The sequence below is a fragment of the Fibrisoma limi BUZ 3 genome, assembly GCF_000296815.2.
GTDB lineage: Bacteria > Bacteroidota > Bacteroidia > Cytophagales > Spirosomataceae > Fibrisoma > Fibrisoma limi.
This window is the reverse complement of sequence record NZ_CAIT01000009.1, coordinates 1,384,735-1,409,805: the sequence shown is the minus strand read 5'-3', so window position 1 is coordinate 1,409,805 and position 25,071 is coordinate 1,384,735. Positions and strand designations below refer to the sequence as shown.

At 47.2% G+C, this 25,071-nt stretch carries 37 protein-coding genes; 34 read left to right on the top strand and 3 right to left on the bottom strand.

What is annotated here, in order from left to right; genetic code table 11:
* Window positions 1–26: 26 nt before the first annotated feature.
* Window positions 27–791, bottom strand: coding sequence for a hypothetical protein (locus BN8_RS25500; protein ID WP_009284832.1), 765 nt, complete (start codon window positions 789–791; stop codon window positions 27–29).
* 186 nt (window positions 792–977) lie between these two features.
* On the opposite strand from BN8_RS25500, the gene BN8_RS25495 reads away from it, so the two are divergent.
* Together BN8_RS25495 and BN8_RS25490 are read left to right on the top strand one after the other, a co-directional pair.
* Window positions 978–1,847, top strand: a complete 870-nt coding sequence (locus BN8_RS25495; RefSeq protein ID WP_040006523.1) for a transglutaminase domain-containing protein — start codon at window positions 978–980, stop codon at window positions 1,845–1,847.
* Window positions 1,844–2,287, top strand: coding sequence for a hypothetical protein (locus BN8_RS25490; RefSeq protein ID WP_009284830.1), 444 nt, complete (start codon window positions 1,844–1,846; stop codon window positions 2,285–2,287). The genes BN8_RS25495 and BN8_RS25490 overlap by 4 nt, the downstream gene beginning before the upstream one ends.
* A gap of 51 nt (window positions 2,288–2,338) precedes the next feature.
* Here BN8_RS25490 and BN8_RS25485 read toward each other — a convergent pair whose 3' ends face one another.
* Window positions 2,339–3,274: a DUF8428 domain-containing protein gene (locus BN8_RS25485; protein WP_009284829.1), complete on the bottom strand. Its 936-nt coding sequence runs from the start codon at window positions 3,272–3,274 to the stop codon at window positions 2,339–2,341.
* Between the two features lie 334 nt (window positions 3,275–3,608).
* Between BN8_RS25485 and BN8_RS25480 the strand changes: the two genes are divergently transcribed.
* The 3 genes from BN8_RS25480 to BN8_RS25470 all read left to right on the top strand — a co-directional run bounded on the left by BN8_RS25480 (window position 3,609) and on the right by BN8_RS25470 (window position 6,300).
* Window positions 3,609–4,436: an Fpg/Nei family DNA glycosylase gene (locus BN8_RS25480; RefSeq protein ID WP_009284828.1), complete on the top strand. Its 828-nt coding sequence runs from the start codon at window positions 3,609–3,611 to the stop codon at window positions 4,434–4,436.
* A gap of 45 nt (window positions 4,437–4,481) precedes the next feature.
* Window positions 4,482–5,342: a pirin family protein gene (locus BN8_RS25475; protein WP_040006522.1), complete on the top strand. Its 861-nt coding sequence runs from the start codon at window positions 4,482–4,484 to the stop codon at window positions 5,340–5,342.
* 247 nt (window positions 5,343–5,589) lie between these two features.
* Window positions 5,590–6,300, top strand: coding sequence for a LexA family transcriptional regulator (locus BN8_RS25470; RefSeq protein ID WP_009284826.1), 711 nt, complete (start codon window positions 5,590–5,592; stop codon window positions 6,298–6,300).
* A 77-nt stretch (window positions 6,301–6,377) separates the two neighbouring features.
* Here the strand turns inward: BN8_RS25470 and BN8_RS25465 are convergent, their stop codons facing one another.
* Window positions 6,378–8,183: an ABC transporter ATP-binding protein gene (locus tag BN8_RS25465; RefSeq protein ID WP_009284825.1), complete on the bottom strand. Its 1,806-nt coding sequence runs from the start codon at window positions 8,181–8,183 to the stop codon at window positions 6,378–6,380.
* Between the two features lie 317 nt (window positions 8,184–8,500).
* Between BN8_RS25465 and fusA the strand changes: the two genes are divergently transcribed.
* The 29 genes from fusA to rpsD all read left to right on the top strand — a co-directional run bounded on the left by fusA (window position 8,501) and on the right by rpsD (window position 24,951).
* Window positions 8,501–10,618, top strand: a complete 2,118-nt coding sequence (fusA, locus tag BN8_RS25460; protein ID WP_009284824.1) for an elongation factor G — start codon at window positions 8,501–8,503, stop codon at window positions 10,616–10,618.
* Window positions 10,619–10,732: 114 nt separating this feature from the next.
* The gene (gene rpsJ / locus BN8_RS25455) at window positions 10,733–11,038 is read left to right on the top strand and encodes a 30S ribosomal protein S10 (protein WP_009284823.1); all 306 of its coding nucleotides are present in this window, start codon (window positions 10,733–10,735) and stop codon (window positions 11,036–11,038) included.
* A 358-nt stretch (window positions 11,039–11,396) separates the two neighbouring features.
* The gene (rplC, locus tag BN8_RS25450) at window positions 11,397–12,017 is read left to right on the top strand and encodes a 50S ribosomal protein L3 (protein WP_009284822.1); all 621 of its coding nucleotides are present in this window, start codon (window positions 11,397–11,399) and stop codon (window positions 12,015–12,017) included.
* A gap of 3 nt (window positions 12,018–12,020) precedes the next feature.
* Window positions 12,021–12,650 (top strand): 50S ribosomal protein L4, encoded by a 630-nt coding sequence (gene rplD, locus BN8_RS25445; RefSeq protein WP_009284821.1) that lies wholly within the window; start codon window positions 12,021–12,023, stop codon window positions 12,648–12,650.
* 2 nt (window positions 12,651–12,652) lie between these two features.
* Window positions 12,653–12,940 (top strand): 50S ribosomal protein L23, encoded by a 288-nt coding sequence (rplW, locus tag BN8_RS25440; protein WP_009284820.1) that lies wholly within the window; start codon window positions 12,653–12,655, stop codon window positions 12,938–12,940.
* A gap of 30 nt (window positions 12,941–12,970) precedes the next feature.
* The gene (gene rplB / locus BN8_RS25435; RefSeq protein WP_009284819.1) at window positions 12,971–13,795 is read left to right on the top strand and encodes a 50S ribosomal protein L2; all 825 of its coding nucleotides are present in this window, start codon (window positions 12,971–12,973) and stop codon (window positions 13,793–13,795) included.
* Window positions 13,796–13,802: 7 nt separating this feature from the next.
* Window positions 13,803–14,081, top strand: a complete 279-nt coding sequence (rpsS, locus tag BN8_RS25430) for a 30S ribosomal protein S19 (RefSeq protein WP_009284818.1) — start codon at window positions 13,803–13,805, stop codon at window positions 14,079–14,081.
* Between the two features lie 83 nt (window positions 14,082–14,164).
* On the top strand, window positions 14,165–14,560 hold the full coding sequence (gene rplV, locus BN8_RS25425) for a 50S ribosomal protein L22 (RefSeq protein WP_009284817.1): 396 nt from the start codon (window positions 14,165–14,167) through the stop codon (window positions 14,558–14,560).
* Window positions 14,561–14,566: 6 nt separating this feature from the next.
* A complete protein-coding gene (gene rpsC, locus BN8_RS25420) occupies window positions 14,567–15,406 on the top strand; it encodes a 30S ribosomal protein S3 (RefSeq protein ID WP_009284816.1) in 840 nt (279 codons plus the stop codon).
* An 83-nt stretch (window positions 15,407–15,489) separates the two neighbouring features.
* A complete protein-coding gene (rplP, locus tag BN8_RS25415; RefSeq protein WP_009284815.1) occupies window positions 15,490–15,921 on the top strand; it encodes a 50S ribosomal protein L16 in 432 nt (143 codons plus the stop codon).
* A gap of 19 nt (window positions 15,922–15,940) precedes the next feature.
* A complete protein-coding gene (gene rpmC / locus BN8_RS32750; RefSeq protein WP_009284814.1) occupies window positions 15,941–16,135 on the top strand; it encodes a 50S ribosomal protein L29 in 195 nt (64 codons plus the stop codon).
* Window positions 16,136–16,147: 12 nt separating this feature from the next.
* Window positions 16,148–16,450 (top strand): 30S ribosomal protein S17, encoded by a 303-nt coding sequence (gene rpsQ, locus BN8_RS32745; RefSeq protein ID WP_009284813.1) that lies wholly within the window; start codon window positions 16,148–16,150, stop codon window positions 16,448–16,450.
* 3 nt (window positions 16,451–16,453) lie between these two features.
* Entirely contained in the window at window positions 16,454–16,822 is a 369-nt protein-coding gene (gene rplN, locus BN8_RS25400; RefSeq protein WP_009284812.1) for a 50S ribosomal protein L14, read from the top strand.
* Between the two features lie 3 nt (window positions 16,823–16,825).
* Window positions 16,826–17,185, top strand: coding sequence for a 50S ribosomal protein L24 (gene rplX, locus BN8_RS25395; protein WP_009284811.1), 360 nt, complete (start codon window positions 16,826–16,828; stop codon window positions 17,183–17,185).
* A 20-nt stretch (window positions 17,186–17,205) separates the two neighbouring features.
* A complete protein-coding gene (gene rplE / locus BN8_RS25390; protein ID WP_009284810.1) occupies window positions 17,206–17,763 on the top strand; it encodes a 50S ribosomal protein L5 in 558 nt (185 codons plus the stop codon).
* Window positions 17,764–17,781: 18 nt separating this feature from the next.
* Window positions 17,782–18,051, top strand: a complete 270-nt coding sequence (gene rpsN, locus BN8_RS25385) for a 30S ribosomal protein S14 (RefSeq protein ID WP_009284809.1) — start codon at window positions 17,782–17,784, stop codon at window positions 18,049–18,051.
* 89 nt (window positions 18,052–18,140) lie between these two features.
* A complete protein-coding gene (rpsH, locus tag BN8_RS25380) occupies window positions 18,141–18,539 on the top strand; it encodes a 30S ribosomal protein S8 (protein ID WP_009284808.1) in 399 nt (132 codons plus the stop codon).
* A 13-nt stretch (window positions 18,540–18,552) separates the two neighbouring features.
* Window positions 18,553–19,107 (top strand): 50S ribosomal protein L6, encoded by a 555-nt coding sequence (gene rplF / locus BN8_RS25375; protein WP_009284807.1) that lies wholly within the window; start codon window positions 18,553–18,555, stop codon window positions 19,105–19,107.
* A 31-nt stretch (window positions 19,108–19,138) separates the two neighbouring features.
* Entirely contained in the window at window positions 19,139–19,492 is a 354-nt protein-coding gene (gene rplR, locus BN8_RS25370; protein ID WP_009284806.1) for a 50S ribosomal protein L18, read from the top strand.
* A 7-nt stretch (window positions 19,493–19,499) separates the two neighbouring features.
* A complete protein-coding gene (gene rpsE / locus BN8_RS25365; protein WP_040006521.1) occupies window positions 19,500–20,018 on the top strand; it encodes a 30S ribosomal protein S5 in 519 nt (172 codons plus the stop codon).
* Window positions 20,019–20,033: 15 nt separating this feature from the next.
* Window positions 20,034–20,213, top strand: a complete 180-nt coding sequence (rpmD, locus tag BN8_RS25360) for a 50S ribosomal protein L30 (RefSeq protein ID WP_040006520.1) — start codon at window positions 20,034–20,036, stop codon at window positions 20,211–20,213.
* Window positions 20,214–20,311: 98 nt separating this feature from the next.
* On the top strand, window positions 20,312–20,788 hold the full coding sequence (rplO, locus tag BN8_RS25355; protein WP_009284804.1) for a 50S ribosomal protein L15: 477 nt from the start codon (window positions 20,312–20,314) through the stop codon (window positions 20,786–20,788).
* Between the two features lie 28 nt (window positions 20,789–20,816).
* A complete protein-coding gene (gene secY, locus BN8_RS25350) occupies window positions 20,817–22,133 on the top strand; it encodes a preprotein translocase subunit SecY (protein ID WP_009284803.1) in 1,317 nt (438 codons plus the stop codon).
* Window positions 22,134–22,137: 4 nt separating this feature from the next.
* On the top strand, window positions 22,138–22,974 hold the full coding sequence (map, locus tag BN8_RS25345; protein WP_374755536.1) for a type I methionyl aminopeptidase: 837 nt from the start codon (window positions 22,138–22,140) through the stop codon (window positions 22,972–22,974).
* Window positions 22,975–22,981: 7 nt separating this feature from the next.
* On the top strand, window positions 22,982–23,200 hold the full coding sequence (gene infA, locus BN8_RS25340) for a translation initiation factor IF-1 (protein ID WP_009284801.1): 219 nt from the start codon (window positions 22,982–22,984) through the stop codon (window positions 23,198–23,200).
* An 85-nt stretch (window positions 23,201–23,285) separates the two neighbouring features.
* Window positions 23,286–23,402, top strand: a complete 117-nt coding sequence (gene ykgO / locus BN8_RS25335) for a type B 50S ribosomal protein L36 (protein WP_009284800.1) — start codon at window positions 23,286–23,288, stop codon at window positions 23,400–23,402.
* Window positions 23,403–23,408: 6 nt separating this feature from the next.
* Entirely contained in the window at window positions 23,409–23,786 is a 378-nt protein-coding gene (rpsM, locus tag BN8_RS25330; protein ID WP_009284799.1) for a 30S ribosomal protein S13, read from the top strand.
* Window positions 23,787–23,872: 86 nt separating this feature from the next.
* Entirely contained in the window at window positions 23,873–24,268 is a 396-nt protein-coding gene (rpsK, locus tag BN8_RS25325) for a 30S ribosomal protein S11 (protein WP_009284798.1), read from the top strand.
* 77 nt (window positions 24,269–24,345) lie between these two features.
* A complete protein-coding gene (gene rpsD, locus BN8_RS25320) occupies window positions 24,346–24,951 on the top strand; it encodes a 30S ribosomal protein S4 (RefSeq protein ID WP_009284797.1) in 606 nt (201 codons plus the stop codon).
* Window positions 24,952–25,071: the final 120 nt, after the last annotated feature.

The following is a 25,071-nucleotide window of genomic DNA, read 5'->3' as shown; positions in this document are numbered from 1 at the left end:
TTACGTAAAGCCTGCCAGAATTTGAATTAATCCAGGCCCGGCCGTTGAAAAGCTCGTGCTTCGGGTAAAGTCGCTTCCATTTCCCGGCGCAACCGAACAAGCAGGGCGAGCAGATCAAGCAGGTTGTCAGTTTTTTCCGGGTAGTGGACCAGAATCGTCTGCCAGGCCAGTAAGGAACGATCAATACTTACCAGCACAAGCTTGGCTTTGCCCAGATGGTACGTATACATGGGCTGGTCCGTCGTGTTATCCGTAGCCGCCCGAAGTGCTGACACCGTTTTAACGGGAATCAAAGTACGGTACCAGCGGATCATTTCCCAGGCATCTTTTAAACTGTTAAGTAAAACCAAAGCTTCTTCCTGTGTATGAAAGCCCAGGTTTACCTGTTCAATCTGTTGGCGACCTGCCTGTTCAAGTAGATTGAGTTCATCTTTTAACCAGTCACCACTCAGACGCATATACTGATTAGCCAATTCGGCTACTGGGTGTTTACTGGCAAGTTCGCCCGATGTGTCGGACCGTTTTTGAAGGGCTTCCTGCTCCAAAGCATCCGGTGACGAAGGGCAGCCTGTCGGGGTGCCGGACTGTCGTATCTTTTCTACATATTGCTTTGTCAGATTCAATGCCTCTGTTAACTGCTGAATAAGCGATTCTTCCGTCGAAATAGAGTTTTGGTGAGGTTTTTCGGCTTGAAGCTGGAAGCTACGGCAACGGCTGGTGAACAGACACCGTTGACACCACGAGTCGCAGAAATTGTGAATTCCCGGAATAAGTTCAGGTTGAGTATTCATCAGGTTTTAAGTACGGTTTACGGTTTGTTTTGTAAATCTAACATATAACGAAATATTTAGTATACAAATCCTTGCGAAGCAGGAGATAATGAAAATGATTGAGAGTGTGATAACTAATTGCGAATGAGTTGCGTTACGAAAAGAGATATAGATATTTGTGTTCTCAAATCCCACAATTTATTCACGATGCAACTTGATGCCGGGTGTGAGCTATCCTTCGACGCTCAGGGGCCAACGCCCTTATTATTAATGTTACGTCCCCGGTCGGGTGCTGGCCAGTGGGTAGTACGGGAAGAATATCAGATCAGCCCAAGTGTGATTGTTACGGAGTTTACGGATCTATACGGTAATCTATGCCAACGACTGGTTGCACCCCAGGGGCCTTTTAGCATTCGGTTTATGGCAACCGTGCAGACAGCTGATGTGATTGACGTAGCACCTGGAGCGCCGTATACCCCTGTAGAGCAGTTGCCCGACGATGTACTGCATTTTACACTACCAAGTCGATATTGTCAGGCTGATCAATTGGGACAGCTTGCCAGTGACATTACAGCAGGAGTGGAACCGGGCTACGATCAGGCGGAAGCCATACGGCGATGGATTCATGAGAATATAACGTACCAGTACGGTACCAGTGATGCCAGTACGTCGGCTGTGGATACCGCAGCCAGTCGGGTAGGAGTCTGTCGTGACTTTACGCACCTGGGTATTTCACTGTGCCGTAGTCTGAACATCCCGGCCCGGATGGTAGTGGGTTACCTGTATCAGCTTGACCCAATGGATCTCCATGCCTGGTTCGAAGCATTTGTAGATGGCCGATGGTATACTTTTGATGCAACGCAGGAAAAGCCGCGTGGGAACCGGATCACCGTTGCCTATGGCCGGGATGCTGCTGATGTAGCCTTCACGACGCAGTTTGGGCCAATGGCCTTAAATCATATGCATGTGTGGGTAAACGCAGCCGGGACTGATGTCGGCGACGAAAAAAACACGGATGAGGTGGCAACCTTTTCTGCTTCAGTTGGGTCTAACAATCAAACGGATAGTCAGCCGTGAAAACACAACTTCTTCTCTTTGTTCTACTGGGCGGTTTGGTAGCCTGCCAGAAAGATGGTGACGTTCAACCTACTTCGCTGGCCAGCGAAGTAGCCGGCACGTACCAGACCAATCGTTTTATTGACGTATTGACATTGCCTATACCGTCAGATAAAACGACAACGGTTGAACTGAAGGCCGAATCGGCGAATGAAGTGACAATGATTGTAACCAGACGATTTCCTGCGCCCGAAACCTGGACACTCACTCATGCGGTGCTCAGTCGCCAGCAGGACCAGTCTATTGCCATTACGGCTCAGGGGATACAGGTCGGGTCGCTTCAGCAAGATCGCGTCTTTACTGATAACGGGATGGAAACGCAGGGTCGGGTACTCCGAATTCGTCTTACCGGTACGTCACTATCCGATGATGAACTGAATTTTACAGGATTTGTGCGATAAAAAAAGCGCAACACCGTTGGGCGTTGCGCTTCTGATGCTTGTGGTGACTGATTAGCGAACAGCAAATTCGCCAGCACCAATTTTATAACCCTCCGAGAAAAGTTCAACTGTGTACTTGCCCGGCTTGTACGGAATACCACGGGTATACAGCAATTCAACGTTCTGGCCATTGCTGTTGTAGTTCACCGTTTGTTTTGTGGTATAGATCGTCTCGTTACCATCGACTGTGAACGTACCCGACCCGTTAGCCATGTCAGAAACAACAGCACCACTAGGATCAAGAACCCGAACATAGACTTCTTTCGGTTCTTCTTTCGTCAGCGGGTTGTCCAGCAAGGTATATACCAGCTTAATTTTGTCAAGGCGCTTGGCTTTGTAAGCATCGTCGTCGCTTACCTTACCTTTTCTGTTAACAGCAAATACTTTTACGTTCTGTGCTTTCAGTGCAGCCGCCCGATTCACCTTGGTAGACAACTCCTGGTTCTGACTCACAACGGTAGTCACGGAATCAGTCAGACGCTGGCGTTCAGTTTTCAAACCTGTGTTCTCATCATTCAGAACCTGGTTGTTAGTTGCCAGCGTAACATTTTCGCGCTGAAGCTCGGCGATCAGTGTGTCTTTTTCTACCAGGAAAGCCTCATACTGCTTGATACGGGCCTCATACTTAGCAAGGGAAACACGATTGCCCCGGCGCAGAGCTGCTTTATCTGCTTCCAGTTGAGCTTTTACTTTCTCCAGCTCAGTCACGTCACCACCTAACTTCTGAACTTCTGCAATTTTAGCATCAAGTGCCGTTGATATTGAATCCAGTTTAACCCGAGTAGTAGACAGTTCCTCAACACGCTCAGCGATGGTGACCTCTTGATTTTCAGACACCTTCTTCTGATCGAAATATAAGTAACTTGAAACCCCAGCCAGACCAGTCATGATAATCAGGGCTGCCAGCAGGGCACCACTCGTTCTGGATTTTTGCGGATTGTTCTCCATAGCGATTTGATCAAATTAACAGTTAAACATGCACAATTTACTTGTGTAGAGGTTGCTTCATGCAAGGTTAGTTGGGGTAAGAATGTAGAGTTCGGCTATGGATGTTGTCAAAGGTTAAAACTTGTTCTGTAACGTACAAACCGGGTAGTATGTTGTGAAGGTAAGACAAAAAATAATAAGTAATTGTTCCATTAAATAAGTTGATTAACAAATGGTTCGGCCAGTTAATAAATACATGTAACAAGTGATAAACACGCTTTAGCAAGCCATATGAAGCGATTTTACGGCTTGTAACAACAGCACTTTGGAAAGTGTTTTATAGGTAAAAATTTGTATGCCTGAGCTCCCCGAAGTAGAGATACGTCGTCAATACCTCGAAACATCTTCTCTACATCAAACCATAGAACATGTTGAGGTTGAAGATAAAAAGTTGTTGACTACCGACTACCAGACACTCATCGAGAAGCTAATCGGACGGCAGTTTGTGGGTACACGTCGCGTTGGTAAAAACCTGTTCGTGGTAACCGACGTACCAAACGTAATTGTTCATATGCATTTCGGGATGACGGGCGATTTGGAGTATTATCACGCATCAGTTGATCGACCTCGGTTTGCCCGCATTGTATTTGCTTTCAGCAACGGTTTTAACCTTGGGTTTCTATGCCCCCGGAAATTTGAGCGGATCGGTCTGGTCGATGACATAAACGCTTACCTCGAGCGTAAAAAGATTGGAGACGATGGCCTTGCTATTTCTGTGGAGCAGTTTGCGGAGGCTGTCCGGCGCAAAAAATCACTGATAAAACCCGTTTTACTGGACCAAAGCACAGTGGCAGGGTTGGGGAACTGGATTGTTGACGAAGTTTTGTTTCAGGCTTATGTGCACCCCGAGCAACGAGCAAACACACTGACCGATGCGCAGATACATCAACTCCATAGTTCCATACAGCTTGTGCTCCAGACGGCCATCCGGTATGAAGCTACGTATCGTGATTTTCCCGTGGATTTTCTTATTCATGTGCGTGAATGGGACGATTCACCTTACGACGATGTAGAAGCGCACAAGTTTTGTCCGCGTTGCCGCACCCGGATCGAGCGAAAAGATGTAGGAGGACGTACCACTTTCTATTGTCCCAATGAACAAGTTATACCAGAGGGAACGTAGACCGTTATTATGTGTTATTGTAGTAAATGTATATACACATACTATATGGCAACTAATCGGACACTTCGATCTATAAATACTGCAACACCTAATTCGGTAGGTGATGGGTTTATTGGTTTAAATGCGTTTCACCCGCAGAATTCCCGCCCATATAACCCGTTTCTACTACTGGATCACCACGGACCAATGCACGTGCAACCGTCTGAGTATCCAAGAGGAGTGGACCAGCATCCGCATAGAGGTTTTGAAACCGTGACGGTCCTTTACCAGGGTGCATTAGAGCACCGCGATTCGGCTGGAAACCACGGTAAGCTCTTTGCTGGCGATGTACAATGGATGACGGCTGCTTCCGGGATTGTTCATGAAGAAAAACACGAGCGGGAATTCTCGCGCCAGGGCGGTCAACTGAATTTTGTGCAGTTATGGGTAAATCTGCCGGCAAAAGACAAAATGAGCCAGCCACGCTATCAGGATATTGCGTCAGCGAATATACCCAGCACAACATTAGCTGGAGGAGGGCAACTACGTGTTATTGCCGGAGAGCTGGCAGATTTAAGGGGACCTGCTCAAACGTACAGTCCGGTATTGCTGGCCGACATGACCGTATTGGCCAGTCAAACTGAAACAATAACGTTTCCTGAAACTTACAACTTAGCAGTGTACGTGCTTGATGGGCAGATTGACCTGGCTGGCTCAATAGTAAACCGTGGACAGATTGCATTGACTAATCAGGACGGCGATTCACTAACTATATCGGCGGCTACTGACAGCAAACTAATGGTTCTGGGCGGAGAACCTATTCTGGAACCGCTGGCAGCATATGGCCCCTTTGTCATGAACACCCGGGAGGAGATAATCACTGCGTTCAATGATTTTCAAGCGGGTCGGATGGGAGTATTGGTATAAGGCTGCCAGTATGCTACTGAATGCTTACGTAAACAGGCTGGCACTTCCAAAGCCAGCCTGTTTGTATAGTATGTCTATATCAATTCAAATGAGGCAAAATTACATTGATAAGAACGGCGTACGATAGTTAGCGCATAAAAGCTGAATTTCTGTTATTATATCTTCGGGTTTTTATTGTAGTTTTGACCTAATCAAACAGAAGTGTATTGTATTGGTATTATAAATAGTAAAATATCATACCATATTAATGGAAAAGAGCGCCGTGAAAATTGAAGATGCGGTAAGCATACAGGAACGACTCAAGCAGGTGTTTGATGCACTCGGACTGACCATTTACCAAATTGCTAAGGAATTAGGCGAAAATCCGTCTAAGTTCTATAATATCCTGAATGGCCGGGCTAAACCGTCGTACGACACGATCATGAGCCTGCTGGCATGCTATCCTCAGATTAACGCTGATTTTTTGCTACGGGGACTTTCACCTGTTCTCAATGATCCGGAAACCAACGCCGTATTGCTGCCTACAGACGAAGAACTTATCGATGTGCCTTTTGTGCCCATAAAGTTTTATGCCAGTTTCGTCGAAACGTACACTGATGGTTTTGGTCTGAAAGAACTGGAATCCTATCGGGTCAGATCTTCCGTTGCAAAAGGACATAAATCAGCTGTTGTCATTGAAATAGCGGGCAATAGTATGAGCCCTCAACTGGTGCATGGGGCCAAGATACTGGCCGTGCAGGTTGACCAGGGCGATTGGGAATATCAATCTGGTGGGGTTTACGCAGTAATGTACCGGGATTATTTTGTCGTCAAGCGGATAAAGGATAACGAACTGATCACCCGTAAATACCTGACGCTTCATTCCGACAATCCTAATGGAGGAAGTGTTACGGTTGCCCTGCAGGATATCCGCGGTTTATGGAAAGTGGTGGGAATCGTAGAGGCTCCGGTAGAGTAAAAAATTGTTTGCATAAAAAGCAGAAGTCCGAGCGTTGCCATAACGACTCGGACTTCTGCTTTTTATGCCGTATCCGGTTAAACAGTAACCTCCTCCTGATGCAGCGTGGTCTTTTGGTGATTCCACATTTCCTGGAAGATGGGGTTGTCGCGTCGAAGTTCGACGAATGTTCCTTCTGCAACGACATGTCCATTACGCAGAATATAGATATAATCGAACATTGGCAGTAAGTGCAACCGGTGTAGGGTCGATACCACTGCTTTATCCGAGAACTCATTCAGCATTTTATGATAGATCTCAAATTCAGTTTTGGGGTCAACGCTGCTCGTAGGTTCATCCATCAGAACGATGTTACTCGTCCGGGCAGCTAACACGCCCCGTGCCAGGGCTAGCCGCTGCCGTTGACCACCCGAAAGGTTCAATCCTTTTTCCTGAATACTGGTTTCTAACCCCTGTGGCAAATGCCGAACAATGTCGGCAAAGTGTGCCGTATGACAAACCTGCATCACATCGTCGTTTTCGAACGGAAGGCCAAGCGTAATGTTGTACCCAATTGTGTTCTCAAATATCTCCGGCTCTTGAGGTAGAAGTGTTACGGTATCAGAAATCACACTCAGATCCGGGTACACCTCGCCGTCAACCTCAATGCGCAACCCTGATTCGGCGGGATAGAGTCCACGTAGCAACGTCAGCAACGTACTCTTACCGGAGCCGCTCTCACCAATCAGTGCGACTCGTTTGCCACGTTCCAGGTTAATGTGAACGTTAGTCAGGTTCGCGGCTTTTGCTTTAGTCGAGGTACCATCAACCAAAACCGTGTTGACGTTATGCGAGAAGTTCAAGCCGGTCAGTTGAATTCGTTGCCACTTTTCGGGCAGGCCAATCTCTATTTCCTGTTGTTTATGCGCAGCATAGGCCTCACCGATACTACGGGCCGTTTGAACATCCGTATTAAATTGAACAATCTGGGTATACTGATACGCCACATCATTGAAGACACTTGTAAACTGGTTTACATAGCCCAGCAGCGTTACCAGACCACCTACGTAGAATACTGTGCCTGGCGTCCAGTTTTGATAAACGTAGCCGGTAGCTACAACGGCGTAGATTAAGCCAATCAACATACTGGCTACAAACCACTTCCATTCATTGATACGTACCTGGCGCATGAAGGGTGGAAATATATCCGCGATCCGGCCAGCAAACCCTTCTTCAATACGTTTTTCGAGCCGAAGTGTAATAACAGTAATAATATTGGAAAGGCTGTCGAACAAGGTTGAAGATGCTACATGCTCGCGTTCATTGGTTTCGTCGAGTGCTTTGATAAACGGACGATCAAACCGGAGGATAACCCAAACCGTCAAAGCACCCAGCGCTACGCCGATCAGACCAAAAATCGGTGAGAAATAAAGCATAGCCCCAAAGGAGAACACAAACTTCGACAGAGCGTGCAAATACATAAAGCCATTCTGAAAAAACGACTTCAATGCGTCATACGCCTTGCGAATCCGATTAATGGTCGCACCGCTATGATGATCTTTATGCCAGCGTACTGGCAGATGCAGCGTCTGATGATATAACTCGTCGAGGAAGTTACGGCTAAGGTTAAAAGCAAGTCGCCGTTCCAACACACGGGCCGGACCGTGGAATGCCCATTCGAGCACTTTTAAGCTCATAAATCCCCCTGCATACATCCAGACTACGTCTAAAACGGCCGTGTCTTTTCGTTGAATGGAATCTATAAACCAGCCAAACAGAATAGGGTGGAGCGCAACGACAATGTTGGCAAAAATGAACAATATATATACCAACACATACTGCCGTTTTTCTTGCCTTGCGTACTGCCAGGCCGTACGGAGTAAAGACAGATATGGATTTTGCATGTTTTTAAGTTACGGTTCAGGTTTCAACGTAAAACCTGCTTACAAAATTGACATAAAAAGAGAATTTTATTTCTATCCGCCGTCTTCATATGTCAACTAATGGAATAGATTTAATATATTTTTCATGACAGAGTGGTAGAAGGGGATTTAAAGCGACCACAGGCTGAATCAGTAATCGTTATTTAAAGCTTCCTCTTTTGTTTTTCGATTGGCTTTCAGTAATTTTGCGTCCTAATTCGTAAAGTGCGCCGTAAAACGAACTTACCACTACGTACTTCCTGTTTTAGAATTAGTAGAAACTTAGTATCAACAACATAATGGCTCGCGATTTAAGATTTACGAGGAACATCGGTATTGCTGCCCACATTGACGCGGGTAAGACGACTACTACCGAGCGTATTCTCTATTACTCGGGTGTAAGCCACAAGATCGGTGAGGTACACGAAGGTGCCGCTACGATGGACTGGATGGAGCAGGAGCAGGAGCGGGGTATCACCATTACCTCTGCCGCTACGACTGTTAACTGGAACTACCGGGGGCAGAAGTATCACATCAACATCATTGACACACCGGGTCACGTTGACTTTACCGTAGAGGTAAACCGCTCACTTCGCGTTCTCGACGGTCTGGTGTTTCTGTTTAGCGCCGTTGATGGCGTAGAACCTCAGTCAGAAACCAACTGGCGTCTGGCTAACAACTATAATGTCGCTCGTATCGGATTCGTCAACAAGATGGACCGTGCCGGTGCCGACTTCCTGAACGTTTGCCGTCAGGTAAAAGAAATGCTTGGTAGCTATGCAGTACCCCTGCAGTTGCCGATTGGCGCCGAAGATAATTTTAAAGGCGTGGTTGACCTGGTTAACTTCCGGGGTATTCAGTGGAATGAGCACGACAAAGGCATGACTTTCGTTGAAGTGCCCATTCCGGACGATATGATCGAAGAAGCTACCGAATGGCGCGAAAAGCTGCTCGAAGCCGTAGCCGAGTTCGATGATACGTTGATGGAGAAATACTTCGAAGATCCTAACTCGATCACCGAAGACGAAATCCTTGCAGCACTGCGTCAGGCTACGATCAGTATGAAGATTGTTCCGATGCTTTGCGGTTCTTCATTCAAGAACAAAGGGGTTCAAACCATGCTCGACTATGTGATGGCCCTGCTGCCTTCACCGTTGGACAAGGAAAGTATCAAAGGTACCAATCCCAACACGGGTGAGGAAATTACGCGCAAACCAAGCGCCGATGAGCCGTTTGCGGCCTTGGCGTTCAAAATTGCTACTGACCCGTACGTAGGTCGTTTGTGCTTCGTGCGTTCGTACTCAGGTGTATTGGAGTCAGGTTCTTATATTCTGAATAACCGTTCAGGCAACAAAGAACGTATCTCCCGTATCTTCCAGATGCACGCCAACAAGCAGAACCAGATCGAGCGTCTGGAAGCTGGTGACATTGGAGCCGTAGTTGGTTTTAAAGATATTAAAACGGGCGATACGCTGTCGGACGAGAAGAACCCGATTGAACTGGAGTCTATGGTATTCCCTGACCCTGTTATCGGTTATGCTATCGAGCCGAAGAAAACGGCCGATCAGGATAACTTCAGTAAGGCTATCACCAAGCTGATTGAAGAAGATCCAACCCTCCAGGTTGAATCGAACGAAGAAACTGGTCAGACGATCATTCGGGGTATGGGTGAGCTTCACCTGGAAATTATCATTGACCGGATGCGTCGCGAATTCAAGGTAGAAGTAAACCAGGGTGCTCCTCAGGTAGCCTACAAAGAAGTTCTGACTAAGAAGGTAGAAGGCCACCGCGAAGTGTACAAGAAACAAACGGGTGGTCGGGGTAAGTTTGCCGACATCGTGTTTGATCTTGGCCCCCGCGATCCGGAAGAAGACGGGACGGTTAAGCCTGGTTTGCAATTCGAGAATTCCATTGTGGGTGGTGTGATTCCTAAAGAATTCATTCAGCCAGTACAGAAAGGTTTTGAAGAGTCACTGAAGAACGGCCCGCTGGCTGGCTTCCCGCTCGAAAGTATGAAAGTGCGGTTGTTCCACGGTTCATACCACGACGTTGACTCCGATTCACTGTCGTTTGAACTGGCCGCTCGAATTGGCTTTAAAGAAGCCGCTCGTCAGGCTGGACCGAAGCTGCTCGAGCCGATCATGGCCGTTGAAGTAATCACGCCTGAAGAATACACTGGTCCTATCACGGGTGACCTGAACCGCCGTCGGGGTGTGATGAAAGGTATGGATACGAAGGCTGGTTCGCAAGTTATTAAAGCCGATGTTCCGCTGTCGGAGCTGTTCGGTTATGTAACTGACCTACGGACAATGTCATCAGGTCGTGCTACAGCCAACCTGACGTTCTCACACTACGAGATTGTTCCGCAGAACATTGCTGACAACGTAATTGCCAAAGAAAAAGGCACTGGAAAATAATTCATACGCCTTGGGCAGTAAGTCAATCTGACTTACTGCCCATTTTTTGTGCCGTTCGGAGTAAATGGTTCTTTCGACGGTACCCATTTTTAAACACAAAACGAACCAGTTATCATGAGTCAAAAAATTCGTATTAAGCTGAAGTCATTCGACCACACGTTGGTTGACAAATCAGCAGAGAAAATTGTCAAAGCCGTTAAGTCAACGGGTGCTATTGTAAGTGGTCCAATTCCTCTTCCAACAGACAAAGAAGTTTACACGGTACTGCGCTCACCACACGTCAACAAAAAGTCGAGGGAGCAATTCCAACTTTGCACGTATAAGCGTCTGGTGGATATTTACAGCAGCAGTGCCAAGACAGTCGATGCGCTGATGAAGCTTGAACTACCGAGCGGGGTAGACGTAGAGATTAAAGTATAACAGACTGACACTTTGATGTAAATTGTAAGAAAAGTTTGGGATGATCTCAAACTTTTCTTACTTTTGCACTCCCAAACTCGGAAGTTGATTCAACGACATACGAAGGTGAAGGTCTGCGATAGTCTATGCGACTTGACAGAAACCACATCTGACTTTCCGACAAGCATGGCTGCTTAAACGCAGATGCATGCTGTCAATTTAAGGTCAGGTGTAGTACGCCTGGCCTTTTTTCGTAGAATCAATTCGCTTGATTAATAAGCAAATAGGGTTGTTTAACGCTGTTGTTTTATCTAATTTTGCGGCTCCGTTTTTACGGGAGTAATTTTTTCATTTACCTGCTTACTTTAAACAAACACAAATGTCTGGTTTAATTGGCAAAAAAATCGGGATGACCAGCGTGTACAATGCGGACGGGCAGGCTCTGGCATGTACAGTGATTGAAACGGGTCCCTGTGTCGTTACCCAGGTTCGTACCGCCGAGAAAGACGGATACGAAGCCGTGCAACTGGGTTTCGGCGAGAAAAAAGAAAAGCACACAAACAAGCCTGAGCTTGGCCACTTCAAAAAGGCAGGCACTACACCAAAGCGCAAGCTGGTTGAATTTAAAGAGTTCGAGCAAGACTTGAATCTTGGTCAAACGCTGACAGCCGCTGACGTTTTTGTTGAAGGAGACTTTGTTGATGTAGTGGGTACTGCTAAAGGTCGCGGATTCCAGGGTGTTGTAAAACGTCATGGTTTCGGCGGGGTAGGTGGTCAGACGCACGGTCAGCATAACCGGCAGCGCCACCCAGGTTCAATTGGTGCATGTTCATTCCCCTCACGCGTATTTAAAGGTCTTCGTATGGCCGGCCGCATGGGAGGTAATCGCGTAAAGGTGCAGAACCTGCGCGTCCTGCGGGTGTTGTCCGATCAGAACCTGCTGGTAGTAAGCGGTTCGATTCCGGGTGCTAAGAATTCGTACGTTATTATTGAGAAGTAGGCCATGGAAGTAATCGTATATAACACTAAGGGCGAGGACACCGGCAAAAAGGTTACACTGCCAGAAGAGATTTTTGGTATTGAGCCAAACAAGCACGCGATTTATCTCGACGTGAAACAATACCTGGCTAATCAGCGTCAGGGTACGCATAAAGCAAAAGAACGCGGTGAAAATGCGCACTCAACCCGGAAGATCAAGAAGCAGAAGGGTACAGGTGGCGCTCGTGCGGGTAGCATTAAATCACCAGTGTTTGTCGGCGGTGGTACCATTTTTGGTCCTCGTCCGCGCGACTATAGCTTCAAGCTAAATAAGAAAGTGAAAGCCCTGGCCCGCAAGTCGGCTTTGGCTGCAAAAGCACAGGCTAACAGCATTTCGGTAATCGACAACATTACGCTGGAAGCTCCGCGTACAAAAGATTATGTGCAGTTCCTGAGCGATTTGAATTTGACCGGTCGTAAGACATTGTTGATTCTGCCGGATGTTAACACGAATGTAGTGCTTTCAAGCCGGAACATCCAAAAGACGAAAGTAATGACGGCAGCGCAGATCAATACATACGATCTGATGAACGCTGATCAACTGCTCATTAGCGAAGAAGCCCTGTCGACCCTCCAAACTCTTTTTGACAAGTAATCATGAGCGTTCTGAAAAGACCGATTATCACGGAAAAGATGACGGACCTGAACAAGCAGGGTAAATATGCCTTCGAAGTCGAATTGAAAGCTAACAAGCTGGAGATTCGTAAGGCCGTCGAGAAAATGTACGGGGTGAACGTTGAAACGGTTCATACGATGCGGACGCTGGGCAAAAAGCGGAGCAAAAATATCAATGGCCGGATTGTAACGGGTAGAACCTCAACTACCAAGAAAGCAATTGTGACGGTAGCAGAAGGCGAAGTTATCGACATTTACGCAGATCTGTAAACCACCTGTTACCACACGTAATTATCAGTCATGGGAGTTAAGAAATTAAGACCAGTAACGCCAGGAACCCGTCAACGCGTGGCTCCTGATTTTGCGGAACTGACAGCCTCCAGGCCAGAAAAGAGTCTGCTGGAGCCCCTAAAGAAGACCGGCGGCCGTAACAACCAGGGTCGTCGCACTATGCGCTACATCGGTGGTGGTCATAAGCGGCATTACCGCATCATTGACTTCAAGCGCGATAAAGTCGGCGTTCCTGCCGAAGTCCTGACTGTCGAGTACGATCCGAACCGTTCAGCTCGGATTTCATTAGTGCAGTACACTGACGGCGAAAAGCGCTATATCATTGCTCCACAGGGTATCACGGTTGGACAAACAGTTCAATCGGGCGAAGGCGCTACTCCGGATGTGGGTAATGCACTGCCGCTGAACGTAATGCCAATCGGTACTATTGTTCACAATATTGAGCTGCATCCTGGTAAAGGGGGCGCAATGGCCCGTTCAGCCGGTACGTATGCTCAGTTAGTAGGTCGTGAAGATAAGTATGCCATTCTGCGCATGCCGTCTGGTGAGACTCGTCGGGTGCTAGGAGTTTGTATGGCTACGGTTGGATCAGTTTCTAACCCTGACCACATGAACGTAGTGATCGGTAAAGCTGGTCGAAACCGCTGGTTAGGTCGTCGGCCCCGCGTACGTGGTGTGGCTATGAACCCGATTGATCACCCCATGGGTGGTGGTGAAGGCCGGGCATCTGGTGGTCACCCGCGTTCACGGAATGGTCAGATTGCCAAAGGTCTGAAAACGCGTAAGCCGAACAAGGCATCTGATAACTTAATCATTAGCCGACGCAAAAAATAATTGATAAATGGCACGTTCACTTAAGAAAGGCCCCTATATAGATTTTCGTCTGGACAATAAAGTGCAGACGATGAATGACTCGGGCAAAAAGTCGGTTATCAAAACCTGGTCGCGCCGTTCCATGATTTCTCCTGATTTCGTCGGACATACGTTTGCTGTACATAATGGCAACAAGTTCATTCCGGTGTATGTCACTGAAAACATGGTAGGTCACAAACTAGGTGAATTTGCGCCGACCCGTAACTTCCGGGGACATACCGCTAAAAAGGATAAGGGCAAGCGATAAGCAAGTTTACAGTTTACGGTTCTCAGTTTGTCCCAGTGATTTTAACTAAAGACCGGTAACTGAAAACGGAAAACTTCAAAAAAATGGAAGCAGTAGCAAAGCTCAAAAATGTGCCCACCTCGCCCCGTAAGATGCGGTTGATCGCTGATCTGATTCGTGGACAGCGTGTTAGCCGGGCGTTGGGTCTCCTGAAATATCAGCCGCAAGCCGGTGCCGCCGTATTGCAAAAAGTGCTTTTGTCGGCCGTTGCTAACTGGCAGCAAAAGAATGAGGATGAGCGTATTGAAGACGCTGACCTCTACGTAAAAACGATCTTTGTTGATGGGGGACCAATGCTGAAGCGTCTGCGCCCCGCACCGCAGGGCCGTGGACACCGGATTCGGAAGCGCTCAAACCACATCACCATTGTGATTGACAGCGCTGCAGCCCCGGCTTTGTCAGATATTGAAGCAACCACGCAAACATCCGAAAACGAGTAATACCGAATGGGACAGAAAATAAATCCGGTTAGCTTGCGGCTTGGTATCGTCCGCGGCTGGGAATCAAGCTGGTACGGCGGGAAAGAGTTTTCTGATAAGCTCGTTGAAGACGAAAAAATCAGAAAATACATCGCAGCCCGTATCCCGAAAGGGGCCATCGCACGAGTTGTGATTGAGCGTACCCTCAAACGCATTACGCTGACGATTCACACGGCACGTCCGGGTATCGTTATCGGTAAAGGCGGTGGAGAAGTCGATAAGATTAAAGAAGAGTTGAAGAAGATCACCGGCAAGGATGTTCAGATCAACATCTTCGAAATTAAACGCCCTGAAATTGATGCAAAACTGATTGGTGAAGCAATTGCTCAGCAACTCCAAGCACGTATCTCATTCCGGCGTGCGATGAAGCAGGCAATCAGTTCTGCCATGCGTGTAGGAGCTCAGGGTATTAAGGTAAAAGTATCAGGTCGTCTGGGTGGTGCCGAAATTGCCCGTTCAGAACAATATAAAGAAGGACGAGTGCCTCTTCACACACTGCGAGCTGATATTGATTATGCCATTTCAGAAGCACAAACTGTTTACGGCAAGATCGGGATCAAAGTTTGGGTCTTTAAAGGCGAAGTATATGGCAAGCGCGATCTGTCGCCAGCTGCTATGATGAGCCAGGCTCAGGCTAACGATCGTAACGCAGACCGGGGTGGTGATCGCGGTGATCGTCGTCCACGTGGAGATCGTGATGGAAATGACCGTGGTGGTCGTAACCGGAATGATCGTGGTGGTGATCGCGGTGGACGGGGTGGTAATAACCGTGGCGGTGGAAACCGTGGCGGTGGAAACAGACGATAAATGGTCAATCAGTTGATTGGCCGGGTTAGAATGACAGAAACTGACTGACCAATCACTGTCCGACTGACTAACTACTATAAGTCATGTTACAGCCAAGAAGAACTAAATTCCGCAAACAGCATAAAGGACGGATTCCGGGTGTCGCTTCACGTGGCCACGAGATTGCCTTCGGTACGTTTGCGATCAAGTCACTGGAACCGGGTCGGATCACGGCTCGTCAGATTGAAGCAGCCCGTATTTCTGTAACGCGGGCCATGAAGCGTGAAGGGCAGGTCTGGATTCGTATTTTTCCAGATAAGCCTATTACAAAGAAGCCTGCCGAAGTCCGGATGGGTAAAGGTAAAGGAGCTCCCGAATATTGGGTTGCCGTTGTTAAGCCGGGAACAATCATGTTTGAAGCAACTGGCGTTCCGCTTGAAACAGGTATGGAGGCTCTGCGTCTGGCAGCTCAGAAATTACCGGTGCGCACCAAATTTGTCGTACGTCGGGATTATCAGGAAGGACAGCAAGCGTAATTCATAAGCGACCAAGCAAATGAAGAAAGAAGATTTTAAGCCCATGTCAGCCGACGAGTTGCGTAACGAGATTACTGCTGAACAGGACCGGCTGTTAAAGTTGAGATTTGCGCACGCCGTTTCTCCCATTGAGAACCCGATGCGTATTCGTGAGAGCCGTAAGCGGATTGCTCGCCTGAAAACAGAGTTGACAGTAAAAACACGGCAAGCCTAATTATATAGTACGATGGAACAGCAGCAGGAGCAGCAGCCCGTACAAGGGCAAGAGCCGAATGTAGAGCGTAACGCTCGTAAAGAGCGGATTGGCAAGGTGGTCAGCAACAAGATGCAGAAAACAATAACTGTAGCTGTTGACCGTAAAGTGAAGCACCCGATGTACGGAAAATTCATGCACCGTACAAAGAAATTTATGGCTCATGACGAAAACCAAGAGTGCGGTATCGGCGATACGGTTCGCATCATGGAAACCCGCCCGCTGAGCAAGAATAAGCGTTGGAGATTAGTCGAAATCATTGAAAAGGCGAAGTAAGCCATGGTACAGCAAGAATCAAGACTAAGTGTAGCCGATAACAGTGGCGCTAAAGAAGTGCTGGTTATCCGCGTTCTGGGCGGTACCGGTAAGCGCTACGCAACAGTCGGTGATAAGATTGTCGTGACGGTAAAGCAAGCTTTGTCGTCAAGCAACATGAAAAAGGGTACGGTATCAAAAGCAGTAGTTGTTCGGACTAAAAAAGAGGTACGTCGGAAAGACGGCTCGTACATTCGGTTCGAGGATAACGCAGCCGTACTGCTGAATAATAACGACGAGCCGCGGGGGACTCGGATCTTCGGACCTGTTGCCCGTGAACTGCGTGAGAAGCAGTTTATGAAAATTGTATCGTTAGCCCCTGAGGTACTGTAAAAGATGGAAAAGAAAGTAAAGCTGCCGAAACACAAGTTTCACATTAAGACCGGCGATACCGTATTGGTCATTGGAGGTAACTCAAAAGGTCAGCGCGGGGTAGTGAAAGAAGTTATTGTGGAAAAAGATCGGGCTCGTGTAGAAGGAGTCGCCATGATTACGAAACACCTGAAGCCAACCGCTCAAAACCCACAAGGGAGCCTTGAAAAAACAGAAGGATCGATACATATCAGCAATTTGATGTTGGTTGATCCAGCTACAGGGGAACCTACTCGTACGGGCCGTAAGTTGAACGAAAAGGGTAAACTGCAGCGCTTCTCAAAGAAGACGGGCAATTTTATTCCTGACGGAGGTCGTAAGTAAACCAGAAAAGGTCTAAAGAGATGGCAACGCCAAGACTTAAAGAAAAATATTTGAACGAAGTCGTACCTCAGTTGAAGGACAAGTTTCAGTATAAGTCGGTTATGCAAGTACCGCGGCTGAGCAAAATCGTTATCAACAAAGGTATTGGAGCAGCAGTCGCTGATAAGAAACTGGTTGATGTAGGTGTCGATGAGCTGACGACCATCACGGGTCAGAAAGCCGTTGCAACGTTGTCGAAAAAAGCGGTTTCAAACTTCAAGCTGCGTGAAAACATGCCGATTGGCGCGAAGGTAACTCTTCGTGGAGATCGTATGTTCGAATTCCTGGATCGTCTGACTACGGTTTCACTGCCACGGGTACGTGACTTTAAGGGTGTCAGCGATAAAGGCTTCGATGGCCGCGGCAACTATACGTTCGGTGTTCAGGAGCAAATCATTTTTCCTGAAATCAGCATTGATAAAGTAGCACGTATTTCAGGGATGGACATCACCTTCGTAACAACGGCAGGATCTGATAACGAAAGTTATGAGTTGTTGAAAGCGCTGGGTATGCCATTTGCAAACGCTGCTAAGAAATAACCGATAAAGGTTTAAAACATGGCAAAAGAATCAATCAAAGCACGGGAACGGAAGCGCGAAGCGCTTGTAGCTAAGTACGCTGCGAAGCGTGCTGCCCTGAAAGCGGCTGGAGACTACGTTGGCCTTGACAAGTTGCCTAAAAACGCATCGCCAGTGCGGCTTCATAACCGCTGCAAACTGACGGGGCGTCCACGTGGTTACATGCGTAAGTTCGGTATCTCGCGGGTAACATTCCGGGAGATGGCTTCGGCAGGTAAAATTCCAGGCGTAACCAAGGCAAGCTGGTAAGCCCAAACATCATTTTCATTTGTAATTCTGTTTCCGTAATTTTGCGAACTCTTTTGGAAACAGGGGTTTGCAAGTAACGCAACAACATAATGAATACAGATCCCATAGCAGATTATCTGACCCGAATCAGAAACGCTATCCGGGCGAAGCACCGGGTTGTGGAAATTCCTGCTTCTAACATAAAGAAAGAAATTACGAAGGTACTGTACGACAAGGGGTACATCCAGAACTATAAGTTCGATGACAATACACCTCAGGGCACTATCAAAATTGCTCTTAAGTACAACCCTGTTACGAAGCAGCCTGCTATCGTAGATCTTCAGCGCATTAGCCGCCCGGGTCTGCGTCAATATCGGGGTGCTGACCACTTGCCACGTATCCTGAATGGATTGGGTGTAGCTATCATCTCTACCTCAAAAGGAGTGATGACAGATAAAGAAGCCAAAACCCTTAACGTGGGTGGTGAGGTATTGTGTTACGTTTATTAATCTGGATTGAACGATGTCACGTATAGGTAAAAAACCAATCGCCCTACCCAGTAACGTAACGCTGTCTTACGACAACAACATCGTTACCGTGAAAGGCCCTAAAGGTACCCTGACCCAAACGATTGATCCGGACATCTCGGTCGAGGTTCAGGATGGTCAGGTGCAGGTATCTCGCCCAACGGAACAAAAGCGCCACAAAGCTTTACATGGTTTGTATCGTGCACTGGTAAATAACATGGTTACCGGTGTAAGCACAGGTTTTAAAGTTGATCTCGAAGTGATTGGGGTTGGTTATAAAGCGTCAGTTGCAAACAATGTACTTGAGTTAAACCTTGGCTATTCACACAATGTGTTTGTAGCTATCCCGCCCGAAATCAAAGTAACGGCGGTTACTGAAAAAGGTCAGAACCCAAAAGTTTCACTGGAGGGATTAGATAAACAATTGATTGGCGACGTAGCCGCAAAGATTCGTTCACTTCGTAAAGTTGAACCTTACAAAGGTAAAGGTATTCGTTTTGTGGGTGAGCAAGTGCGTCGGAAGGCTGGTAAATCTTCGTCAAAGAAATAATTAAACGCCTATTTGGTCGGAATCAAATAACATGGCAACGAATAAGCAAGCAAGAAGACAACGGATCAAATATAGCATCCGGGCTAAAATTTCCGGAACGGCTGAGCGTCCGCGTCTATCTGTTTTTCGCTCTAATAAAGCGATTTATGCTCAGTTGATTGATGATGAAGCAGGTCGTACAGTGGCAGCAGCTTCATCTCTTGAACTGAAAAATGAAATAGACGGCTTTACCGTCGAAACAGCGAAGAAAGTTGGTTCGCGGCTGGCTGAGAAGGCAAGCGCTCAAAACATCAACGCGGCTGTATTCGATCGAAACGGCTATTTGTATCACGGTAAAGTAAAAGCATTGGCCGATGCAGCCCGCGAGGGAGGCCTCAAGTTCTAAGCAAGCAATGGTAACGAACGCAGCAAGACCGACAAAGGTAAACGAAGCCGACCTGAAAGAGCGGGTGGTAGCTATCAACCGCGTTGCAAAGGTAGTGAAAGGTGGTCGCCGGTTTAGTTTCTCGGCGATTGTCGTCGTCGGTGACGGTAACGGAGTCGTAGGATATGGCCTAGGTAAAGCAAACGAAGTAACCGACGCCATTGCCAAAGGTGTGGAAGATGCTAAGAAGAATCTGGTTCAGATTCCGCTCCTGAAGCATACAGTACCTCATGAAATGGAAGGCAAATTCAGCGGTGGTTTCGTCCTGCTGAAGCCGGCAGCTCCTGGTACAGGTGTTATCGCTGGTGGTGCAATGCGCGCTGTACTGGAATCAGCCGGCGTGCGTGATGTACTTGCAAAGTCAAAAGGTTCGTCTAATCCACACAATGTGGTAAAAGCGACTCTGGATGCATTGACTCATATGCGTTTACCTCACCAGGTTGCTTTCCAGCGCCAGGTGAGCTTGGCAAAAGTGTTCAACGGTTAAAAGATAGTAACAGACATGGCACGAGTTCGAATCACGCAGGTCAGAAGCACTATTGACCGTCCGCAGACGCAAAAGAACGCAATCAAATCACTAGGCTTAGGTAAGATTAACCGAAGCATTGAGTTAGAGTATAATGACTCGCTGGCAGGTGTAATCCGCAAGGTACAACACTTGGTAAAGATTGAAGAAATTTAAGTATCTTTGCGATTCTTTTGATTCATTAGGCGCTGAGGTATCTCTCTTCGGTGCAAAATGAGTCAAAAGAATCAGCTATTTTTTAACAAAGTAAAACAATGAACTTAAGCAACCTTAGACCGGCTAAGGGTTCCGTCAGAGAGCGCAAGCGAGTCGGACGCGGGCAAGGATCAGGGATGGGCGGTACGTCAACCCGTGGTCACAAAGGAGCGCAATCGCGTTCAGGCTATAGCCAAAAGTTGAATTTTGAAGGTGGTCAGATGCCACTGCAACGCCGGGTGCCAAAGTTTGGCTTTAAAAACCCAACCCGCGTAGAATACAAGCCAATCAATCTGGATCAGATTGAGAAATTAGTTAAGGAAACAAACGCTACTGTTGTTGATCTAGCGTTTCTGCAGCAACACGGTATTGTAAGCAGCAAGGATCTTGTTAAGGTTCTTAGCCGCGGTGAACTAACAACTGCTGTCGAGATTCATGCTCACGCATTTTCAGTAAGCGCCAAAGAAGCTATTGAAAAAGCAGGCGGCAAAGCTGTTGTTCCAGTTAAAGAAGCTAACGAGGGAGCGAATCAATAAGTGAGCACGGCAACAGCCGCAACCTTTTATGAACCGATTCATCACCACTCTTAAGAATATATTTGCAATAGAAGAGTTGCGGACTCGTATCCTCAACACACTATTGTTTATTACGGCCTTTCGCCTGGGTACTCAAATTGTACTGCCAGGTGTTGACCCTGATCGTCTGAACCTTCGCCCGCAAGGGTTGCTTGGTTTGCTGGATACCTTTTTGGGTGGTGCGTTCAGTAAAGCGTCCATTTTTGCGTTGGGTATAATGCCGTATATATCGGCGTCCATTGCCATACAACTGCTGACCCTGGCTCTGCCTTATTTCCAGAAGATGCAGAAAGAGGGAGAGTCTGGCAGAAAGCGACTAAATCAGATCACTCGCGTTCTGACTATTTTCGTAACAGCTGTCCAGGCCGTTACTTATGTTCAGACGACTGTTCCGACTGAGGCACTGTTGATTGACCGTGGTTTGTTCACTATTTCGTCCGTATTTATTCTGACATCGGGTACCATTTTCTGTATGTGGTTGGGTGAACGGATAACGGACAAAGGGATTGGCAACGGTATTTCGATGATCATTATGATCGGTATTGTATCACGGCTGCCGGGTGCTATCTATGGTGAAGCGTTGTCGCGAGGATCAGCAGGTGCATTGATTTTTGTCTTTGAACTGGTTGCCCTGTTCTTCGTAATTATGGGGGCTGTTGTACTGACTCAAGCTGTACGTCGCATCCCTATCCAATATGCTAAGCAAGTAATCGGCAATAAAGTAGTGGGAGGGCAACGCCAATACCTACCATTGAAGCTTAATGCTGCTGGTGTGATGCCGATCATTTTTGCGCAGGCTTTGATGTTTATTCCTACTTATCTGGCAGGGCTTTTCGCTGAAAAGAGTGACTTTGCAGCTGGGGTTCAAAATGCTTTTCAAAGCTATACGACTTGGCAGTATAATTTGCTCTTTGCACTCCTAATCATTGTCTTTACGTTTTTTTACACGGCAATTTCTGTCAACCCGACGCAGATTGCGGATGATATGAAACGTAGTGGAGGTTTTATTCCAGGAGTGAAGCCAGGTATTCAGACATCGGAATACATTGGGACAGTCCTTGATCGAATCACATTACCAGGAGCAGTTATGCTAGCCATAGTTGCCATTTTGCCGGCTATCGCTAATCTGTTAGGAATGACGAGTGGTTTCGCTCAATTCTTCGGCGGTACGTCATTGCTTATTATGGTGGGGGTAGTACTGGATACGCTGCAACAGGTAGAAAGTTATCTGCTGATGCGCCGGTACGAAGGGTTGATGAAATCAGGGCGAGTACAAGGCCGCGCTGGTGAGACTGTAGCTGCTTAATTCCATGTCTGGGTCTGGGAAAGATAAAATGATTTTCTTCAGAAGTGATGAAGAAATCAACTTGATTAAGCTTAGCGCACAGGTATTGGGAAAAGCTCATGCCGAGGTTGCCAAGCTTGTCCGTCCCGGAATTACGACTAAGGAACTCGACGAGGTAGCCGAAACGTTTATCAGAGATAATGGTGGAGTACCATCTTTCAAAGGTTATAACAAGTTTCCTGCTTCGCTTTGTATTTCAGTCAACGATGTAGTAGTACACGGCATACCTGGACGCTATGAGTTACGCGATGGCGATATAGTGTCAATTGATTGTGGGGTACTGTTAAACGGCTTTCACAGCGACAGTGCTTATACCTACCCGGTGGGTGAAGTAAGCCAGGCAGTACGTCGGCTGTTGTCACGAACCAAAGAGTCACTCTACGTTGGTCTTGAAAAAGCAGTCGATGGAGGCCGGGTCGGTGACATTGGATATGCAATTCAAACCTATACGGAACGCTTCGGCTACTCAGTAGTACGTGAGTTGGTGGGTCATGGCGTCGGTCATCACCTTCATGAGGCACCCGAAGTCCCCAACTACGGAAAGCGAGGACAAGGGCCAAAGTTGAAAGAAGGTATGATTCTCGCTATTGAACCGATGATCAACTTTGGGAAGAAAGGGATTGTTCAAGACCGTGATGGATGGACAATTCGTACGGCTGATCGAAAACCTTCTGCACATTTTGAGCACACGGTAGCGGTACGTAAAGGAAAGCCTGAAGTTTTGACAACCTTTGAATACATCGAGGCAGTAACAGCAAATACAAGCCTGATGGTTGAAACGAGTGAACTGATGGCTGCATAAGGCGATTATGGCTAAACAGAATTCTATAGAGCAGGATGGTGTAATATTGGAGGCATTATCGAATGCAATGTTCAGGGTTGAACTGGCGAATAAGCATGAGGTAATCGCTCACATTTCTGGCAAAATGCGGATGAATTATATCAAGATTTTGCCAGGAGACCGCGTAAAGTTAGAGATGTCGCCTTACGATTTGAGTAAGGCACGTATTGTGTACCGGTATAAATGAGTTTACAGTTTTTGGTTTACAGTTTCGGCTGGGTTGTTGCCGAATGCTGATAACCGAAAACCGGGAACCGAAAACTTTTTGAATCATGAAGGTTAAAGCGTCAATCAAAAAGCGCAGCGAAGACTGCATCGTGATCCGTCGGAAAGGGAAACTGTACGTGATCAATAAGAAAAACCCCAGATACAAACAAAGACAAGGTTAAGCAAGTATGGCACGGATTGCAGGTGTTGATATTCCGGACAAGAAACGTGGTGAGATCGCGTTGACCTACATCTACGGTATTGGTCGGAGCCGGGCAAAGAAAATCTTGACAGATGCTGGTATCAGCGTTGATAAGAAGGCAAGCGAGTGGACTGATGAAGAATCAAGCGCTGTTCGTAATGCTATCTCGAACGAGTACAAAGTCGAAGGGGCTTTGCGTTCAGAAGTTCAGCTGAGCATCAAGCGTTTGATGGATATCGGTTGTTATCGCGGATTACGTCACCGCAAAGGTTTGCCGGTACGTGGTCAGCACACGAAAAATAACTCTCGTACACGTAAAGGAAAACGGAAGACGGTTGCTAACAAGAAGAAAGCAACTAAGTAACAGTAAAACGTTTACAGTTTCCGGTTTACTGTTAGCCACTTAGTTTCGGCGGTAATCAGTAAACCCAAGAGCTGACAACTAAAAAAATGGCTCAAGCAAAACGCAAAGACAAAGCGAAAAAGCGGGTAGTTGTTGTTGAACCGGTTGGTCAGGTACATATCCGGGCTACATTCAATAACATCATCATTTCGATTACTAACATGAATGGCCAGGTAATTTCCTGGGCATCGGCTGGTAAGATGGGATTCCGCGGCTCTAAGAAGAACACACCGTATGCGGCTCAGACGGCTGCACAAAACTGCGCAGCCGTTGCTCATGAACTGGGTATGCGGAAAGCAGAGGTGTTTGTAAAGGGTCCAGGTTCAGGTCGGGAATCAGCGATTCGGACCATCCAGAATTCTGGAATCGAAGTGACTACTATCCGTGATATCACCCCGCTGCCGCACAATGGGTGCCGGCCGCCAAAACGTCGTCGCGTATAATACGGATGACATGAATAGGGGCAGGCGACATTCGGTTGTGTCTGTCCAATGTTTAACAATTATTCATTCATTAAAGAATGGCACGTTATATAGGGCCTAAAGCCAAAATTTCGCGGAAGTTCGGTGAACCAATCCTGGGACCGAACAAAGCGCTTCAAAAGAAAAACTACGGACCGGGGATGCACGGTCGTGGGCGCAAACGGAAACAGTCCGAATATGCGGTTCAGTTAACTGAAAAACAGAAAGTAAAATATACCTACGGTATTCTGGAGCGTCAGTTTCGGGCACTCTTCCACCGGGCACAGGTAAAACAGGGTATTACGGGTGAAAACCTACTCAAGCTTTGTGAAGCCCGTCTGGACAATACTGTGTACCGTTTGGGTATTGCCCCAACTCGCCGGGCTGCACGACAGCTCGTGTCTCACAAACACATCATCGTCGATGGTGAAGTGGTAAACATCCCATCTTACTCGCTCAAGCCAGGTCAACTGATTGGTGTTCGGGAGAAGTCGAAGTCACTGGAGGCTATTGCCACAAGTCTGTCGGCTCGGAATGTAAAACGGTATAACTGGGTTGAATGGGACGGACAGCAAATGACCGGTAAATTCATTAGCTATCCTGAGCGTGATCAAATCCCGGAGAATATCAACGAGCAGTTGATTGTCGAATTGTATTCGAAGTAAGCGGGTTGGCAGAATCAATAAGGTTCTGCCAATTCATACCATATATAGTTTTCAGTTGCCGGTTTCGGCTTGGGGTAAGTAGCCTACGAACTGTTAACTACAACTGAAGACAAAATTAGT